Annotated in this window: 18 protein-coding genes; 2 read left to right on the forward strand and 16 right to left on the reverse strand. The window is 60.2% G+C overall.

What is annotated here, in order from left to right; genetic code table 11:
- Positions 1-14 precede the first annotated feature (14 nt).
- From lepA to AWB64_RS13995, 15 genes are all read right to left on the reverse strand, one after another.
- Entirely contained in the window at positions 15-1805 is a 1791-nt protein-coding gene (gene lepA, locus AWB64_RS13925) for a translation elongation factor 4 (RefSeq protein ID WP_060856016.1), read from the reverse strand.
- A 130-nt stretch (positions 1806-1935) separates the two neighbouring features.
- The gene (locus AWB64_RS13930; RefSeq protein ID WP_075643285.1) at positions 1936-2187 is read right to left on the reverse strand and encodes a glutaredoxin family protein; all 252 of its coding nucleotides are present in this window, start codon (positions 2185-2187) and stop codon (positions 1936-1938) included.
- Between the two features lie 15 nt (positions 2188-2202).
- Positions 2203-3834, reverse strand: coding sequence for a DegQ family serine endoprotease (locus AWB64_RS13935; RefSeq protein WP_060856017.1), 1632 nt, complete (start codon positions 3832-3834; stop codon positions 2203-2205).
- Positions 3835-3853: 19 nt separating this feature from the next.
- On the reverse strand, positions 3854-4912 hold the full coding sequence (locus AWB64_RS13940; RefSeq protein ID WP_060856018.1) for a MucB/RseB family sigma factor regulatory protein: 1059 nt from the start codon (positions 4910-4912) through the stop codon (positions 3854-3856).
- A gap of 3 nt (positions 4913-4915) precedes the next feature.
- Entirely contained in the window at positions 4916-5548 is a 633-nt protein-coding gene (locus AWB64_RS13945; RefSeq protein ID WP_060856019.1) for a sigma-E factor negative regulatory protein, read from the reverse strand.
- 79 nt (positions 5549-5627) lie between these two features.
- Positions 5628-6227 (reverse strand): RNA polymerase sigma factor RpoE, encoded by a 600-nt coding sequence (rpoE, locus tag AWB64_RS13950; protein ID WP_060856020.1) that lies wholly within the window; start codon positions 6225-6227, stop codon positions 5628-5630.
- A gap of 95 nt (positions 6228-6322) precedes the next feature.
- Positions 6323-6799 carry a hypothetical protein gene (locus AWB64_RS13955; protein ID WP_060856021.1) on the reverse strand — a complete coding sequence of 159 codons (477 nt, stop codon included), beginning with the start codon at positions 6797-6799 and terminating at the stop codon, positions 6323-6325.
- A gap of 49 nt (positions 6800-6848) precedes the next feature.
- Positions 6849-8087 (reverse strand): beta-ketoacyl-ACP synthase II, encoded by a 1239-nt coding sequence (gene fabF / locus AWB64_RS13960; RefSeq protein ID WP_060856022.1) that lies wholly within the window; start codon positions 8085-8087, stop codon positions 6849-6851.
- Between the two features lie 156 nt (positions 8088-8243).
- The gene (gene acpP / locus AWB64_RS13965; RefSeq protein ID WP_004197638.1) at positions 8244-8483 is read right to left on the reverse strand and encodes an acyl carrier protein; all 240 of its coding nucleotides are present in this window, start codon (positions 8481-8483) and stop codon (positions 8244-8246) included.
- 234 nt (positions 8484-8717) lie between these two features.
- On the reverse strand, positions 8718-9458 hold the full coding sequence (fabG, locus tag AWB64_RS13970) for a 3-oxoacyl-ACP reductase FabG (RefSeq protein ID WP_060856023.1): 741 nt from the start codon (positions 9456-9458) through the stop codon (positions 8718-8720).
- 23 nt (positions 9459-9481) lie between these two features.
- Complete coding sequence (gene fabD, locus AWB64_RS13975) at positions 9482-10414, reverse strand: ACP S-malonyltransferase (RefSeq protein WP_060856024.1); 933 nt, start codon at positions 10412-10414, stop codon at positions 9482-9484.
- Between the two features lie 69 nt (positions 10415-10483).
- A complete protein-coding gene (locus AWB64_RS13980) occupies positions 10484-11473 on the reverse strand; it encodes a beta-ketoacyl-ACP synthase III (RefSeq protein ID WP_060856025.1) in 990 nt (329 codons plus the stop codon).
- Positions 11473-12624 carry a phosphate acyltransferase PlsX gene (plsX, locus tag AWB64_RS13985; protein WP_060856026.1) on the reverse strand — a complete coding sequence of 384 codons (1152 nt, stop codon included), beginning with the start codon at positions 12622-12624 and terminating at the stop codon, positions 11473-11475. Before plsX ends, AWB64_RS13980 begins: the two co-directional genes overlap by 1 nt.
- A 171-nt stretch (positions 12625-12795) precedes the next feature.
- Entirely contained in the window at positions 12796-12975 is a 180-nt protein-coding gene (rpmF, locus tag AWB64_RS13990) for a 50S ribosomal protein L32 (protein ID WP_056354381.1), read from the reverse strand.
- Positions 12976-13118: 143 nt separating this feature from the next.
- Positions 13119-13784 carry a YceD family protein gene (locus AWB64_RS13995; protein WP_060856027.1) on the reverse strand — a complete coding sequence of 222 codons (666 nt, stop codon included), beginning with the start codon at positions 13782-13784 and terminating at the stop codon, positions 13119-13121.
- A 419-nt stretch (positions 13785-14203) separates the two neighbouring features.
- Here AWB64_RS13995 and AWB64_RS14005 point away from each other — a divergent pair, with 419 nt between their 5' ends.
- Positions 14204-14818 carry a Maf-like protein gene (locus tag AWB64_RS14005; protein ID WP_060856029.1) on the forward strand — a complete coding sequence of 205 codons (615 nt, stop codon included), beginning with the start codon at positions 14204-14206 and terminating at the stop codon, positions 14816-14818.
- Positions 14815-15534 carry an SAM-dependent methyltransferase gene (locus tag AWB64_RS14010; RefSeq protein ID WP_060856030.1) on the forward strand — a complete coding sequence of 240 codons (720 nt, stop codon included), beginning with the start codon at positions 14815-14817 and terminating at the stop codon, positions 15532-15534. Before AWB64_RS14005 ends, AWB64_RS14010 begins: the two co-directional genes overlap by 4 nt.
- 59 nt (positions 15535-15593) lie before the next feature.
- Here the strand turns inward: AWB64_RS14010 and AWB64_RS14015 are convergent, their stop codons facing one another.
- Positions 15594-16595, reverse strand: a complete 1002-nt coding sequence (locus tag AWB64_RS14015; protein WP_060856031.1) for a S49 family peptidase — start codon at positions 16593-16595, stop codon at positions 15594-15596.
- Positions 16596-16603 lie beyond the last annotated feature (8 nt).

Below are 16603 nucleotides of genomic sequence, written 5' to 3' on the forward strand. Positions count from 1 at the left end.
TTCCGGTTGTTTTATTAATCTTCGACGCGAAGAATCGCGAGGAAAGCTTCTTGCGGAATCTCGACGGAACCGACCTGCTTCATGCGCTTCTTGCCGGCCTTCTGCTTTTCCAGAAGCTTTTTCTTTCGGGAGATATCGCCGCCGTAGCACTTTGCCAGAACGTTCTTACGCAATGCTTTAATGTTTTCACGCGCAATGATATTCGCGCCAATGGTCGCCTGGATCGCCACGTCATACATCTGCCGCGGAATCAGTTCGCGCATTTTCGACGCCACTTCGCGTCCGCGATGCTGGCTCTGCGACCGGTGCGTGATCACCGACAATGCGTCGACCTTGTCGCCATTGATCAGCATGTCGACCTTCACCACGTCGGAAGCACGATATTCCTTGAACTCGTAATCCATGGACGCATAACCGCGCGACGTGGATTTCAGGCGATCGAAGAAATCGAGCACGATTTCCGCCATCGGGATTTCGTATGTGAGTTGCACCTGACGGCCGTGATACTGCATGTTGACCTGCTGCCCGCGCTTGTTCGTGCACAGCGTGATCACCGACCCGACGTATTCCTGCGGCATGTACAGGTTCACGGTCACAATAGGCTCGCGCACTTCTTCAATGTACGAAGGCTCCGGCATCTTGGCCGGATTCTCCACCTGAATCAGTTCCCCGTCGCGTTTCACGACTTCGTACACCACGGTCGGCGCCGTGGTGATGAGATCCATGTCGAATTCGCGCTCAAGGCGTTCCTGCACGATCTCCATATGCAAAAGGCCGAGAAAGCCGCATCGGAACCCGAAGCCGAGCGCCTGCGACACTTCCGGCTCGTACTGCAGCGACGCGTCGTTGAGCTTGAGCTTTTCGAGCGATTCACGCAGCGCGTCGTACTGGTTCGCCTCGACCGGATACAAACCGGCGAACACCTGCGGCTTCACTTCCTTGAAACCGGGCAGCGGCGCGTCGGCCGGACGTGCGACCGTGGTGACCGTGTCACCCACTTTGGCGGCCTGCAGTTCCTTGATACCCGCAATAATGAAACCCACCTGCCCCGCCGACAGCGCCGCCAAGTTGGTGGCTTTCGGCGCGAACACGCCGAGATGCTCGACCGGATAGACCGCACCGGACGCCATCATCTTGATCTTGTCTTTCGGGCGCAGCGTGCCGTTCTTGATGCGCACGAGCATGACCACGCCGACGTAGTTGTCGAACCACGAGTCGATGATCAGCGCCTGCAGCGGCGCGTCCGGATCGCCCTTCGGCGGCGGCACCTTGGCGATCAGCGCTTCGAGCACGTCCGTCACGCCGAGGCCGGTTTTGGCGCTGCAATGCGTTGCGTCGGTTGCATCGATACCGATCACGTCTTCGATTTCCGCAATCGCGTTGTCGGGATCGGCCGCCGGCAAGTCGATCTTGTTGAGCACCGGCACGACTTCCACGCCGAGTTCGATGGCCATGTAGCAGTTGGCGACCGTCTGCGCTTCCACGCCCTGGCTCGCGTCCACGACCAGCAACGCGCCTTCGCATGCGGAGAGCGAGCGGCTGACCTCGTATGAAAAGTCGACGTGTCCGGGGGTGTCGATGAGATTCAGGTTATAGACCTGGCCGTCGCGCGCCTTGTAAGTCAGCGCTGCGGTTTGCGCCTTGATCGTGATGCCGCGCTCGCGCTCGAGATCCATGGAGTCGAGGACCTGCGCGTCCATCTCGCGGTCGGACAAGCCGCCGCAAAGGTGGATGATGCGGTCGGCCAGCGTCGATTTGCCGTGGTCGATATGCGCAATGATCGAGAAGTTACGAATATGATTCATTCAGTGCCGATCAAGCAAAAAGGCGCGCCCAGACAAACGCGGAGCACGCCTTGAAAATGGGGTGAAAAACCCGTCTATTTTAGCCGAAAAGGGCAGCCAACGGCGGATTTTACGGGAAAGGTCCGATTGTTCATGGACTTGAGGACGATCCAAGAAGCGCATTGCGCACGCGCGCTCGGTCCAGATGGTAATGACACAGTTGCGCGCCATCGAACACCAGAACGGGCACGAGCTCGTCATAAAGCGCTTCGAGCGCCCGGTCGCTGTCTATATCGATCCATTCGACCCGCACGCCGAACTCCGCCGCTATTGGCTCGAGTTCGGCACGCATTTCCTCGCAAAGATGGCACCACGCGCGCCCATAAAGCACGAGCGTCCCCACTTCGCGTTACTTCCGTTACTTCTGCGCCGACGCGCGCGGGCGTAACGGCACGAACTGCGTGTTGTCGCCACGGCGTATGAGCACGGCGACCATCTTGCTTGGATCGACGTTTTGCGCGACGGCGTCGAACTGCTTTGCGCTCGTGATATCCGTGTCGCCAATACGCAGGATGATGTCGCCCTTCTGGAAGCCCGCACGCGCCGCCGGACCCTCCACCGCATCCACCTGCACGCCGTTCGTGATCTTCAGCGACTTCTTCTGGTCAGCCGGAATGTCGCTCACGGCAATCCCGAGCGCATTGCTCGGTGCGCGTTCCTTGGGCGGCGACGGCTTTTTGGTCTCGGCTTTCGTGACCTTGTCCGGCTGCATTTCCGCAATGGTGATCGGCAATTCGCGCGACTGGCCCTTGCGCCATACGGTGATCGTGGCCTTCGTACCGGGCTTCGTGTCACCGACCATGCGCGGCAAGTCGGTCGCCGTGGACACGTCATGGCCGTTGTATTTCAGGATGATGTCGCCCGGCTGGATGCCGGCCTTGTCGGCGGGACCGCCTGCTTCAACGCTGCTCACCAGCGCCCCTTGCGCCTTCGGGAGCCCGAGAGAGTCGGCCACTTCCTTGGTCACTTCGCCAATCGCCACCGCGATACGGCCACGCACCACCTTGCCGCCGGTCTTCAGTTGATCCGCGACGCGCATGGCTTCATCGATAGGAATGGCGAACGAAATCCCCATGAAGCCGCCAGTACGGCTATAGATCTGTGAATTGATGCCGATCACTTCGCCGGCCATGTTGATGAGCGGTCCGCCGGAATTGCCTGGATTTACCGCGACGTCCGTCTGGATAAAAGGCAGGTAATCGCCGGTATCGCGCCCCTTTGCACTGACAATACCCGCCGTCACGGTGTTATCGAGGCCGAACGGCGAGCCGATTGCCAGCACCCATTCGCCCACGCGCACCTTGTTCGAGTCGCCCATGGTGATGGCGGGCAAGCTCGTCGCCTGGATTTTCACCACGGCGACGTCCGTACGTTCATCGACGCCTACCAGCTTGGCTTTGAACTCGCGCTTGTCGGTGAGCGTGACGTAGATGGTGTCGGCGTCGTCGACCACGTGGGCGTTGGTCATCACGTAACCATCGGCAGACATGATGAAACCGGAACCCACGCCGCTGCTCTGCTCGGAATTGTCCTGATTGTCGGGGCTGTCCTGCGGCGCACTGCGGTTTCCGCGGCCACTGCCGCCGCCGCTATCGCCGCCCTGATCGCCTCCGCCGCCACCGTTTCCGCCGCGCGGCGAACCGGGAGACCCCGGCGTACCGGGCATCGGAATGCCGAAAAATCGCCGGAAAAATTCCGACATGTCGCCGTTATCCATGCCGGGCGGCAAGCCGCGCAAATCATTGCTGCTGCTCACACGCGTGGTCGTGCGGATATTCACCACCGACGGCCCGACGCGGTCCACGAGCGTAGTGAAGTCGGGCAGGTTCACTATGGGCACCGCGCCAGTCGATGCAACCGGCGCAGCCGCCGGTGCGACTGCCGATGTTGCGGCGCTCGCTGCGGATGCGGTCGCCGCGAAGGTCGCAAGCGGCAGGCATGCAGCAAGCGCCGCGGCCGTAAGGAAGGTGCGCAGCGAGAGGTTGCTCATATCTTGATGGGCCGAGGAATTACTTGGAAGGCTTGTATTCTATGGCAGAAGCAAATTGCTGCAACGTAGCTTGGGGAACTTCACCTAGCAAGGTAATCCAGAAATCCCCGCGACGCTTGACCAGTACGTGTGTCGCGCCACTGTCGCCGGCGCCTTCCTTACGTGAATTCTTTTCTACGGGCTCGACAAATATAGAGATTGCCGCAAGGCCATCAGAAAAAACAGCTTGATCGACGGGGATGGGCGGTTGCCCTTCCTCACGCGACGCCATTGGCCTGCGCAACTCGCGAATCTCGCGAAAACCAGGGACATTGGGCGTGATCTTCCAGCCTTGCGCTTCCATATCCACTGGTTGAACCGGCGGCCGCACAACTGTCCACCCGTTTATATTCTTGATGCCGTTCGCGATTGCCGACCGGTCGACCGTGCCGCCGATCTTGACTTGCGAAAACGAAAGCTGTTCGAGGACCTGGCCGTCAGGCCCGAGCGTCTGCGCGCGCAACAAGAGACCGGTCTTCGAATCGGCCCAGAACTTGTAAGCAAATCGCCAGGCGTCTTTCGGATCAAGCTCGATAACCTGACTATCGATACCCGCGACGCGATCTGTGCCGAGAATTTTCGGATCGTAGACAGACAGGACCTGCTCGCCACCGGTAGCCAGCAGCGACGGGAACGAATCCTTGTTCTGACGTTTTTCGACGACCAGCAGATGACGTTCAGGCACGAACGTATACATGTCGTCGTCATGGCGAAGCATCTTGCGCGGCTTGCCGTCCAGACTTTCCAACGACTCATACTCGCCGTCGCTGCGGGCTGCGGAATGGGTTATCCGCGACGATTGCACCGTTGTTCCACGCTGGTAGACGAAGGTGCCTTCGTAATTCTGCTGCTGTGCGGCTTCGTGAATCCGGTTGAGCAGATCCGCAGCCGACTTGCGCGAGGCAGTTGAATCGTCGCCTTGCGGGGAACCGCCTTGCGCCGAAGCTCCAGATGCCGCGGATAACAACGCGACTGCACAGAGCAATAGAACCGGCAGCCGCCCCCAATGAGTCGTTTTCTTCAACCGCACAAGTTGCATCAGTTATTGACCTTGGCTCGTAGCCGCAGTGCGGATCAAAGGCGTTGAGCCCGGCATGACGGGCTGTTGGGAGAATTGCTGATGCGCTTCCAGATACTGGTCGAGACTCGCATCACGAATGATGTTCGCTTCAACGACCGGCGAGCGCAGCGTGGCGGCCGGCATTGAAGCCATCGCGACGCGCTGCACATGATCCGATGAAGACACGCTTGCGACTTGCACGCCGCTGTGGGAATCGACACCCTGCAACTGGGGCACGACAATCCACGTGAGCGTAGCCGCAGCAGCCGCGACTGCGAACGCCGGCACGACGCGCCGGCGGAACACGCCCGAGCGCACGCGCTCGGCTGCCGCAGCCGGAATGGACGCTGGCGCGAATACATGCGCTTCAGCCTCGAACCGCGCCGAAAACGCGTTCATGAACGCGCTGCTGGCTGCGGGACTTGTCGCCAGATCGTCGGAACGCAGAGCATCGCCGATCAAGTGATAGTCCGACCACGCCGCGCGGTCTTTCTGCGTAAATCCGGAAAGAAACTGGCTAATGTCGCCTGAATCGTCGAACGATTCTCCGTCGACAAAAGCGGAAAGACGCTCGCCTTGCGACCCAGCTTGCGATTGCACCGAAACCGACCCCATGATGCTCCCCATCTTGACTGCACCTGTAGTGACACTACCTGACCCAGATACCGCATCCCTGCCCCGCGCAACCTCGCTGCTACCAGCGCTTGCCTTCGGGAGTGTCCAGCAATGGACGCAATTTTGCCGCAATGGCTTCGCGAGCACGAAAAATTCTCGATCTGACGGTCCCTATAGGGCAATCCATCATTTCGGCAATTTCTTCGTAGCTCAGACCTTCAATTTCACGAAGAGTTATGGCGGTGCGCAGCTCTTCCGGTAAAACCGCCATCGCAGCATTGACCGTCTGTGCGATCTGCTTGCTCATCAACATCGACTCAGGCGTGTTGATATCCCTTAGTTGGTCTGCGTCGGAGAAAGTTTCCGCTTCTTCTGCATCGGCTTCGGTAGAAGTTGGAGCACGCCGGCTTTGAGTGGCAAGATAGTTCTTTGCCGTGTTCACCGCAATCCGGTAAAGCCACGTGTAAAACGCCGATTCTCCGCGAAATTGCGGCAACGCGCGATAAGCCTTGATAAAGGCGTCTTGCGCGACGTCCTCCACCTCGGCGGGATCGCGGACGAGCCGCGAGATAAGCCGGATAATCTTGCGCTGATATTTGGCGACCAGAAGCTCGAACGCTGCTTTATCGCCCTTCTGCACGCGTTCGACCAGTAACTGATCGATTTCTTTTTCGCTCACCTGGGAAATCCGTTAACTTTGGGGGTGCTACGCGGAGGGCTATTGTAGCGTTACGCCACCGGGGCGCGCCGAACGCTCATTGGCGGTTACAAGCGTTACAGGTGTTCCTGGGCGCAGCGCCGTGCGCGCACGGCCAGTTCGCGAAACGCGCTTGCGCCGGCCAATGAATCGGCGGGGACGAGAAGCGGCTCGGACCGGCCATCGGCGGAAACCAGGACCAAGGCAAGCAGACGATCGCTCCAATGGGCACAACCGGATATTTGCCGATACTGCGCGTGGCCCTTGCGGTCCCAAGTCGTCAAGCCATCCTGCCCAATCTCGAATGCGACGGGGCGGCGACGTTCGCCACTGAGCGCCATGCTTCCAAGCCCGATCACGACAATGAACGCCGCGACGCAGGCGTCAAAAACACCGGAATACGCCGCGACCGTCTGGAACACGGCGCCGGCCGCGACTGCCACGAACGCCACCGTGGCGCCCGACAACAATCGCGATGGGGTGATTTCCTGGCGGCGGGATAACCCGGCGAATGCTTCCGCCGAAGCCTCCCGCTGCGATTCAAGCGTACTCATCACTCGCTGGTTCTCCGCGAGCACGTAAGCGCGAGACGCCCGGTGGCGTTCAATGCCGCTTGAAAACGAGCGTGCCGTTCGTGCCGCCGAAGCCGAACGAATTTTTCAGCGCCACGTCGATCTTCATTTCCCGCGCTTCGTTCGCGCAGTAGTCCAGATCACACGCCGGATCCTGGTTAAAGATGTTGATGGTCGGCGGCGATACCTGATGATGCAGCGCCAGCACCGTGAACACCGACTCCAGTCCGCCTGCGCCGCCGAGCAGGTGCCCGGTCATCGACTTGGTGGAGTTCACGACGATTTTCTTCGCGTGGTCACCAAAGGTGTTCTTGATACCGATTGTTTCCGCCAGATCGCCGAGCGGCGTGGACGTGCCGTGCGCGTTCAGGTAATGCACTTCGTCGGGATTGACCTGGGCGTTTTTCAACGCATTGCGCATGCTGCGGCGCGCGCCGTCGCCATCCTCAGGCGGCGCGGTCATGTGATATGCGTCGCCGCTCATGCCGTAGCCGCTGACTTCCGCATAAATCTTCGCGCCGCGTGCCTTCGCGTGTTCGTACTCTTCAAGCACCATCACGCCAGCGCCTTCGCCCAGCACAAACCCGTCGCGATCCTTGTCCCACGGACGGCTAGCGGTTGCCGGGTCATCATTGCGTTGCGACAGCGCGCGCGCCGCCGCGAATCCGCCCACACCCAGCGGCGACACGGTGGCTTCGGATCCACCGCAGATCATCACGTCGGCGTCTCCGTATTCGATCAGCCGCGAACCTTCTCCAATGCAATGCAGCCCTGTGGTGCAGGCAGTCACGATCGCGAGATTCGGCCCTTTCAACCCAAACCGGATGGACAGGTGGCCAGAGATCATGTTGATGATCGACGCCGGCACGAAGAACGGAGATATCCGGCGCGGGCCGCGATTGAGCAATTCCGTTTGCGTGACTTCGATCATCGGCAAGCCGCCAATTCCCGAGCCCACCACAACACCTACGCGCTCCGAGTTCTCTTCGGTGATTTCAAGCCCGCTGTCCTGCATGGCCTGAACACCGGCCGCAATGCCGTAATGGATAAAGGTATCCATGTGGCGCGCTTCCTTTGCCGGCATATAGTCTTCGACATTGAAGCCCTTGACTTCACCGGCAAAGCGCGTGGAGAAGTTCGTTGCGTCGAACTTCGTGATCTCGGCGATGCCCGACTTGCCGGCGACCAGATTGGCCCAGCCGTCGGCAACGGTATTGCCGACAGGCGAAATCAGCCCAAGGCCTGTAACAACAACACGACGACGGCTCACGGTAACCCCTTATCCATAAATGACAAAAAGCAAAAGCCACAAGATTCACAGGAAATTGCCCTGTGAGCCCTGTGGCCGTTAAATCGGTTCGAAGCGCGGTTCGAAGCGCAACAGAGCGTCAACCCCGAATATCGTAGCAGTAGCTGCGCTTGGCTCTTAAGCCTTGACGTTCGCGCGAGCGTAGTCGATTGCTTGCTGAACCGTCGTGATCTTTTCCGCTTCTTCGTCCGGAATTTCCATGCCGAATTCGTCTTCGAGAGCCATCACGAGTTCGACGGTGTCGAGCGAGTCAGCGCCCAGATCGTTCACGAACGAAGCTTCGTTCTTGATTTCAGCTTCGGCGACGCCCAGTTGTTCGGCGACGATCTTCTTCACGCGCTGTTCGATATTGTCCATGCAGCCCTCCGAGGGAAATGTAGTTCAAAAACACAAGTGCGCGCATTTTATCAGGTTTGTACCCGTAATAACCCACGCACAAATCAGGTTTGCTTCACGTGCGACGCCCGTCAAATGCACGTCACACCCTTTCAACGTCACCGGCTAGCTACAGCGCATTTCGCGTCTCGCGCAGCTTGCTTTCAACAAGCATTTTGCGCACCCGCCAAGGCGCGGATATTAACGAAATGCCTGTCACATGTACATGCCGCCGTTCACATGGAGCGTGGTTCCCGTGATGTAGCCCGCGTGCGGCGAAGCGAGGAAAGCCACAGCATGAGCGATATCCTCGGGGCTGCCCAGTCGGCCGAGTGGTATCTGTGCTGTGAGCGCCGCGCGCTGCGCTTCCGGCAAGACCTTGGTCATGTCGGTATCGATAAAACCCGGCGCAATGCAGTTCACCGTGATTCCGCGGCTGCCGATTTCTCGCGCCAGGGCGCGCGTCATGCCCGCCACGCCAGCCTTCGCGGCCGCGTAGTTCGCCTGGCCCGGATTGCCCGAAGAAGCCACCACCGACGTGATATTGATGATCCGTCCGCCGCGCGCTTTCATCATCGGGCGCAGAACGGCGCGCGACAGGCGGAAGACGGCGCGCAGGTTCGTGTCGATAACAGCGTCGAATTCTTCGTCTTTCATGCGCATCGCCAATTGATCTTTGGTGATCCCGGCGTTGTTCACGAGCACATTCAGCGCGCCAAATTCCTTCACCACGCCGTCGATAAACCCCTCGCTCGCGGCGGCGTCCGTCACGTCCAGCACCGCGCCGCGGCCTTGCACGCCGGCTTCCTTCAGCGCTGCGGTGATTGCTTCGGCGCCGCTTTCGCTGGTCGCCGTGCCAATCACGGTCGCGCCCTGACGCGCGAGTTCGAGCGCGATCGAGCGTCCGATTCCTCGCGATGCACCCGTTACGACCACAATCTGCTTGTCCAGACTCATGTTTTATCCGTTCCTTGTCTTGTTCAGCCGGCGAGCAGCGTGCGAACTTCGTCGAGCGAAGCGGGATCGAAAATCGACGCACCGACGAGCGCGCCATCTATACGCTTCGTCAAACCGTTCAGCACCTTGCCCGGACCGCATTCGATCACATGCGTGACGCCTTCACGCGCCATTTTCTGCACCGTTTCCACCCATCGCACGGGACCCGCCGCCTGACGCACGAGCGCATCCTTGATGGCGGCCGGTTCGGCGACGCTGGCAACATCGATGTTATTGATCAGCGGAATCTGCGGCACGTCAATTTCGACGCTCGCCAGATATTCGCGCAACTGATCCGACGCGGGCCTAAGCAACGACGAATGAAACGGCGCCGAAACCGGCAGCGGCAGCGCGCGCTTCGCGCCCTTCGCCTTGGCCAGTTCGCAGGCCTTTTCCACGCCGGCTTTCGCGCCCGCGATCACCACTTGCGAAGGCGCGTTGAAGTTGACCGCTTCCACAATGCCGGCCGCCGATGCTTCCGCGCAGACGGCGCGCACGGCGTCGTCGTCGAGACCCAGGATTGCGGCCATGCCGCCTTCGCCCACGGGAACCGCGCTCTGCATGGCTTGCGCACGAAAGCGCACGAGCGGCAGGGCGTCCGAAAATTTCAGCGCGCCGGCCGCCACCAACGCAGTGTATTCGCCGAGGCTGTGTCCAGCCACCAGCGCCGGCTTCAGCCCAGTTTCCTTCTCCCACACACGATAAATTGCATAAGCGGCCGTCAACATCACAGGCTGCGTGTTGGTCGTGAGTCCAAGATCTTCCGCCGGACCTTCGGCAATCAGTTTGCCCAGATCCTGGCCGAGTGCATCGGATGCCTGTTGCACGGTTTCGCGCACTACGGCGTGATCGGCGAATGCGTTGAGCATGCCGACCGATTGGGAGCCTTGTCCCGGAAAAACGAACGCGAATTTCATGACGTCCTTACTCAATTGGATGGGTCGAATGGCCAATGCGGCCAGGCAACGCGGGCACTGACGCCGCGTTCAGTAGCGGATGACCGAAGCGCCCCAGGTGAAGCCGCCGCCGACGCCTTCTATCAGCACATGCTGGCCGCGCTTGATGCGGCCGTCGCGCACCGCGACGTCGAGTGCGAGCGGAATCGAAGCCGCCGACGTATTGCCATGCTCGCCGACGGTCACGACCATGCGTTCGAGCGGCACATGAAGCTTCTTCGCCGTGCTTTCCATGATGCGGATATTGGCTTGATGCGGAATTAGCCAGTCGATGTCGCCAGCCGTAAGCCGCGCCTTTTCCAGCGCCTCGACGGCCACTTTCTCGAGCACTTTCACAGCGAGCTTGAAGACTGCCTGGCCGTCCATGTGCAGGAACGCGCTGCCTTCTATCACACCCTTGTTCACATTGCCCGGCGTGCACAGGATGCTCGAATGGCTGCCGTCCGCGTGAAGCGCGCTCGACAGCACGCCCGGTTCGTCCGACGCCTGCAGGATGACCGCGCCCGCGCCGTCACCAAACAGCACGCAGGTGGTGCGGTCGTTGAAATCGAGGATACGGGAGAACGTTTCGGCGCCCACGACGAGCGCCGTGCGATTCATGCCGCCGCGAATGAAGCTGTCGGCGGTGGCGACGGCGTAGGCAAAACCGGAGCAGACCGCCTGGATATCGAATGCGGCGCCGCCATTCTTGATACCGAGCTTGTTCTGCAGCAGGCAGGCCGTGCTGGGAAAGACAAAGTCAGGCGTGGAGGTCGCCACGATAATCAGGTCGATCGATTCCGGATCGATTCCCGCTGCTTCAATCGCCTGGCGCGACGCGTGCAGGGCGAGTTCGCTCGTGGTCTGATCGGGCGCGGCGAAGTGGCGCGCGTGGATGCCTGTGCGAGCGACGATCCATTCATCGCTCGTTTCCACGCCTTGCCTGGCCAGCCGGTCGGCCAGATCCTGATTCGTGACGCGATCGGCTGGCAGATAACTGCCCGTTCCGATCACACGGGAATAGAGATTCGATTGAGCCATTATGCCTTCGAGGGTAGCGCGGCGCCCGGTGCGCCCGGCTGCACGAGCGGGCGTGAAACGGCCGCGTCGCCGGAGGCGGCTGATGCTGCCGGGTCCACGGTCACGGCTGCGTCAGCGGCAGTGTCCAGCGCCGCTTGTTGCACAGGCGCAGCATTTTCTTCCATGGCGCGTACGAGCCGTTCCAGCACGCCATTTTTGACCGCATCATACCCGCGTTTGATAGCCCACTCAAACCCGTAGGCTTGCGCCGAGCCATGGCTTTTGATGACGAGGCCGCGCAACCCGAGGAGCGCCGCGCCGTTGTATTGGGCGGGATCGACGCGTCGTTTGAAGCGCTTGAGAACCGGCAGTGCGACGATCGCCATCAGCTTGGTCGCGAGTGACCGGCTGAATTCCTCGCGGATCATGTCGGTGAGCATTTGCGCGAGACCTTCCGACGTCTTCAGCGCCACGTTGCCGACAAATCCGTCGCAGACGACTACGTCTGTTGTGCCTTTATAGATGTCATTGCCTTCCACGTTGCCGTAGAAGTTGAGCGTGCTTGCGCGCAGCAGTTCGCCGGCGCGCTTGATTGTGTCGTTGCCCTTGATGACTTCTTCGCCAATGTTGAGCAGGCCGATGGTCGGCCGCTCCTTGCTGCCGATAGCGGCCACCAGCGCATGTCCCATCTCGGCGAACTGCAGCAGGTGCTGCGGCTCGCAGTCCACGTTCGCGCCCAGGTCGAGCACGGTGGTGAAGCCTTTCTGGCTCGGCATGGCAAACGCGATAGCCGGCCGTTCTATGCCCGGCAGCGTCTTGAGCACGTAACGCGACACGGCCATCAATGCGCCCGTGTTGCCCGCCGAAATGCAGGTCTGCGCCTGCCCTTCCTTGACGAGATTGAGCGCCACGCGCATCGACGAATCCTTCTTCCGGCGCAGCGCGACTTCCACCGGGTCGTCCATCTCGACTACTTCCGTAGCCGGGACGACTGTCAGCCGGGTTTCGCCGGCGGCCTTGCACTTCTTCAACTGCGCGCGAATAGCCGACTCGATGCCGACGAGCAGCAAATGCGCATCGGGATGCGAACGCACGAAACTGACAGCGGCGGGAACGGTCACGGACGGGCCGTGGTCGCCTCCCATGCAGTCGATGGTGATCTTTACGGTCATGGAGTGCGACGAATTTCAGGCACAAAAAAGCGGCAGTGAAATGCCGCCTTCTTGTTACACCAGGAAGATGTCAAACGCGAGCGACCGTAGCTCAATTCATGTGTCAGACCATGAGTCAAGACGGCGACGCGAGACGCACCAAGCGTCGCGGACGCATTGCCCGCAGTACGCTTAATCGTTCTTCGTCTTGATGACTTTCTTGCCACGATAGTAGCCGTTCGGGCTCACGTGGTGACGCAGATGGACTTCACCCGTGCCCGGCTCAACGGCCAGCGCCGGCGCCGTGAGGAAGTCGTGCGAACGATGCATGCCGCGCTTGGACGGCGATTTCTTGTTTTGCTGAACTGCCATGATGACTCCAGAAAAATTTTGCGAATTCTAACACAGCTCGACACACCGGCGACCCTGACCTGAAGCCAGCGAGCCCGTCCGGACGCATCGCGCCGAATGACGATCCGATACCCGGCTTGAGCGCCGGACATCACTACTTTTTTTTAATGCGTGTCGTTGCCGGAACCGCCCTGCTTGAGCTTGCCGAGCGCGGCGAAGGGGTTGGGCCTGTTTGAGCCGCTGCCCGAACCGCCATCCTGCCGCGATCCTGCTTCGCCATTCAGACCACCTTCGTCCAGCTCGCCCTCGGCGCTGTAGAGATCCGTGTTCAGGCTCTCGTGCACTTCGGGACACACGTCGTGCTTGGGCACGAGCGGCAAGGACAACAACAATTCCTCTTCGATCAAGTCGATGAGATCGAACTGGCGCGAGCCCACGATCACCTCGACTTCATCGTTGTCCAGCGGAAATTCATCTGCTTCTTCTTCCGTCAACACAATGCGATACGTTGCGTCGACATCAAGGTGCTGCGAATACGGCGATAAACAACGCTGACATTCGATCCAGACCGAACCGTGCACGGCAAGCCGCAAATATGGCTGCGGCGCTTCGGTGCCGTCGTCCTGCAACTCGGGCTGCATGGAGCCTTCGGCCTGCCATGAAAACACCGTGTCGCGATCGGGCGCGTCCGCCGGCACTTCACTGAGCAGACGCGGCAACTGCGAAACCCGTACACCGCCCGCCGCCTGCCGGCGGCTCTGGGCAAAGTCGAACAGGTCGAGTGCGCGCAAGTCCTCGGGACATGCAGGTTTGCCAGGATTTTGTGTCATGTGCGCTCCTGCGATGGGTCGTTACCGCGACGGCTGAAAAAGCGTGTGCACGGAACACGACCGAGATGGAAGCTGCAGTATGCACCGCACTTAACCCGTCCGGCTGGTGTGGTTTATCCGGATTTTACCGGACAAGGCGAAGCACGCTTATGACGCTTCCAACGCTTCTGGCCCTGAAAACCACAACATATCTCGGTACACTTCCGGCCGTCGCGCTTCACTGCAGGCCGCACTGCACGCCGTCGCTCATTTCATCGCGCTCTTATTCAATCAAACGCAAAAACTGCTTGAACACCCTGCGCGCACCGATGAAAAGCCCAAAACTATAGCGGCTTTGTCTTTTCGAGTCAAACACTTATGCTTCGGGTTGCGGCGCAAACACCGCAACCGCCAATCTCCTTGTCTAGCCGGTCCTTTTCATGCCCGATGTCTCAAATAAGCCGCGTCTCGTCCTTGCATCGAGTTCGCGTTATCGACGGGAATTGCTCGAACGCCTGCGCGTTCCGTTCGATGTAATCACACCCGACATAGACGAAACGCCGCTCGACGCGGAAACGCCCGAAGCCACGGCCCTGCGGCTTTCGGAGGCGAAAGCCCGTACGGCAGCGAAGCGCGTGACGGACGCGGCCGGCGCTCTGGTTATCGGCTCGGACCAGGTCGCCACCTGCGACGGCCGGCAGATCGGCAAGCCCGGCACGCACGACAATGCGCGCGCCCAACTCCAGTTTATGCGCGGCAAAAGCGTCGAGTTCCATAGCGCGTTATGCCTTTTCGATAGCCGCACGGGCAACGTCCAGACCGCCGATATCGTTACCCGCGTGCAGTTTCGCGATCTTTCCGATGACGAAATCGAAGCCTATCTACTCGCCGAAACGCCGTACGACGTGGCAGGAAGCGCGAAATCGGAGGGATTAGGCATCACGCTCGTCTCAGCCATTCATTCCGACGATTCCACCGCGCTGATCGGCTTGCCGCTGATCGCGTTGTCGAAAATGCTGCGCGTGGCCGGATTTCCTTTGGTGGAGGCAGCATGAGCGGCGTTCTGTATCTGATTCCCAACACGCTCGGCGAAGGCGACAGCGCCGCGCTGGCCCACGTCCTGCCCGAACCGGTTCGGGCACGCGCGGCGGCGCTGCAGTATTACATCGGCGAAAACGCGAAAACCACGCGCGCATTCCTCAAGAAAGTCGGAACCGAGCGTCCGATCCAGGAAATCGAAATCCGCGAGTTGAACGTCAACACGCCGCCGGGCGAAGTCGAAAAGCTGCTAGCGCCGATTCTGGGCGGCACTGACGCAGGACTCGTTTCCGAGGCCGGTTGCCCCGCGGTCGCCGATCCGGGCGCCCTGCTCGTGCGCCGTGCGCATGAACGCGGCGTGAAAGTCGTACCGTTTGTTGGACCGAGTTCGATTTTGCTGGCGTTGATGGCGTCGGGAATGAACGGCCAGAGCTTTGCGTTCAACGGCTACCTTCCCGTCGATGCCGCCGAGCGCGGCAAACGTCTGCGGGACCTTGAAATGCTATCGAGAAAAGCGAACCAGACGCAAATTTTTATCGAAACGCCGTATCGGAATCGTGCGTTGCTGGACACGTTGCTCGCGACTTGTGCACCGTCGACGCTCGTTTGCGTCGCGGTGGACCTGACATTGCCGGAGGAAACGATCGTTACGCGAACGGTAGCCGAATGGAAAAAGAAAACCGCACCCGAACTGCATAAGCGGCCGGCGATTTTCCTGCTGCTGGGTGCATAAAACATAAAAAACGCTCGCCGGGAACGTCCACGGCGAGCGTTTTCATTGCCGACGGAAAACTATTTCAACTGCATTTTCCCGCTCGTCATCAGCGCCTCTATGGATGCGTTTCCAGCCGCCGCGCCAAATTTGCGCGCAACGCGTTCGCCAATGCTCTCTTTCTGCGTGTAATCAACAAGATCCGGCTGCTTCACAATCTCACGCGCGACGTAATCCGCGTCGCCGAAACCATCGGCGAGACCCAGTTCCACGCTTTTCTGGCCGGTCCAGAACATGCCCGAGAAGATGTCGGGACTGTCTTTCAGGCGCGATCCGCGGCCTTTTTTGACGGCATCGATGAATTGCGTATGGATCTGGTCCAGCATTTCCTGCGCGTGCGCATCCATTACCGGCGTTTCAGGCGAGAACGGATCGAACGCGCCCTTGTTCGCGCCGGACGTATGCAGGCGGCGTTCCACGCCAAGCTTGCTCATCAGGCCAGTGAAACCAAAACCGTCCATCAGCACGCCAATCGAGCCAACGATGCTCGCCTTATCGACGTAAATCTTGTCAGCAGCAGCAGCGGCGTAATAGCCACCCGACGCGCACATGTCGTTTACGACCACGTAAAGCGGCTTCGACGGATACTTCGTCCGCAAGCGCGTGATTTCCCGATTGATGATGCCCGCCTGCACCGGACTGCCGCCGGGGCTATTGCAGCGAAGGATCACGGCGGCCGTGGCGTCGTCTTCGAACGCGCTGTCGAGCGCCGCGTTGACGTTGTCAGCGCTTGCGTCGCTATTGGCGGAAATTTCGCCTTCGAGTTCGACCAACGCCGTGTGCCGAGCAGTCTTCGATACCTTGTCGCTGGTGAAATCGAATGCCCGCCAGACCGCAACCGCGAGGATGGCGAGAAAAACGAAACGAAAGAAAATGCGCCAGCGGCGCGCCGAGCGCTGCTCGTTGATCGCCGCGAGCGCGATGCGTTCAAGCGCGGCGCGCTCCCAGTTTTCACTCCGTGGGGCGCCCGCGGGCGCCGGACGCAACGGGTCGGAAGGTTCTGTGGGAATGTGATCGGACATGCGTCGCC

Source organism: Caballeronia sordidicola, assembly GCF_001544455.2.
Classification (GTDB): Bacteria; Pseudomonadota; Gammaproteobacteria; order Burkholderiales; family Burkholderiaceae; genus Caballeronia; species Caballeronia sordidicola.

Coding starts and splice junctions, on each gene's coding strand:
- acpP (WP_004197638.1), bottom strand. CDS start 8,483: ATGGACAATATCGAACAGCGCGTGAAGAAGATCGTCGCCGAACAACTG.
- AWB64_RS13935 (WP_060856017.1), bottom strand. CDS start 3,834: ATGAGCAACCTCTCGCTGCGCACCTTCCTTACGGCCGCGGCGCTTGCT.
- AWB64_RS13955 (WP_060856021.1), bottom strand. CDS start 6,799: ATGAGTACGCTTGAATCGCAGCGGGAGGCTTCGGCGGAAGCATTCGCC.
- fabD (WP_060856024.1), bottom strand. CDS start 10,414: ATGAAATTCGCGTTCGTTTTTCCGGGACAAGGCTCCCAATCGGTCGGC.
- AWB64_RS13940 (WP_060856018.1), bottom strand. CDS start 4,912: ATGCAACTTGTGCGGTTGAAGAAAACGACTCATTGGGGGCGGCTGCCG.
- lepA (WP_060856016.1), bottom strand. CDS start 1,805: ATGAATCATATTCGTAACTTCTCGATCATTGCGCATATCGACCACGGC.
- AWB64_RS14010 (WP_060856030.1), top strand. CDS start 14,815: ATGAGCGGCGTTCTGTATCTGATTCCCAACACGCTCGGCGAAGGCGAC.
- plsX (WP_060856026.1), bottom strand. CDS start 12,624: ATGACCGTAAAGATCACCATCGACTGCATGGGAGGCGACCACGGCCCG.
- AWB64_RS14005 (WP_060856029.1), top strand. CDS start 14,204: ATGCCCGATGTCTCAAATAAGCCGCGTCTCGTCCTTGCATCGAGTTCG.
- fabG (WP_060856023.1), bottom strand. CDS start 9,458: ATGAGTCTGGACAAGCAGATTGTGGTCGTAACGGGTGCATCGCGAGGA.
- AWB64_RS13995 (WP_060856027.1), bottom strand. CDS start 13,784: ATGACACAAAATCCTGGCAAACCTGCATGTCCCGAGGACTTGCGCGCA.
- AWB64_RS13945 (WP_060856019.1), bottom strand. CDS start 5,548: ATGGGGTCGGTTTCGGTGCAATCGCAAGCTGGGTCGCAAGGCGAGCGT.
- rpmF (WP_056354381.1), bottom strand. CDS start 12,975: ATGGCAGTTCAGCAAAACAAGAAATCGCCGTCCAAGCGCGGCATGCAT.
- AWB64_RS13980 (WP_060856025.1), bottom strand. CDS start 11,473: ATGGCTCAATCGAATCTCTATTCCCGTGTGATCGGAACGGGCAGTTAT.
- AWB64_RS14015 (WP_060856031.1), bottom strand. CDS start 16,595: ATGTCCGATCACATTCCCACAGAACCTTCCGACCCGTTGCGTCCGGCG.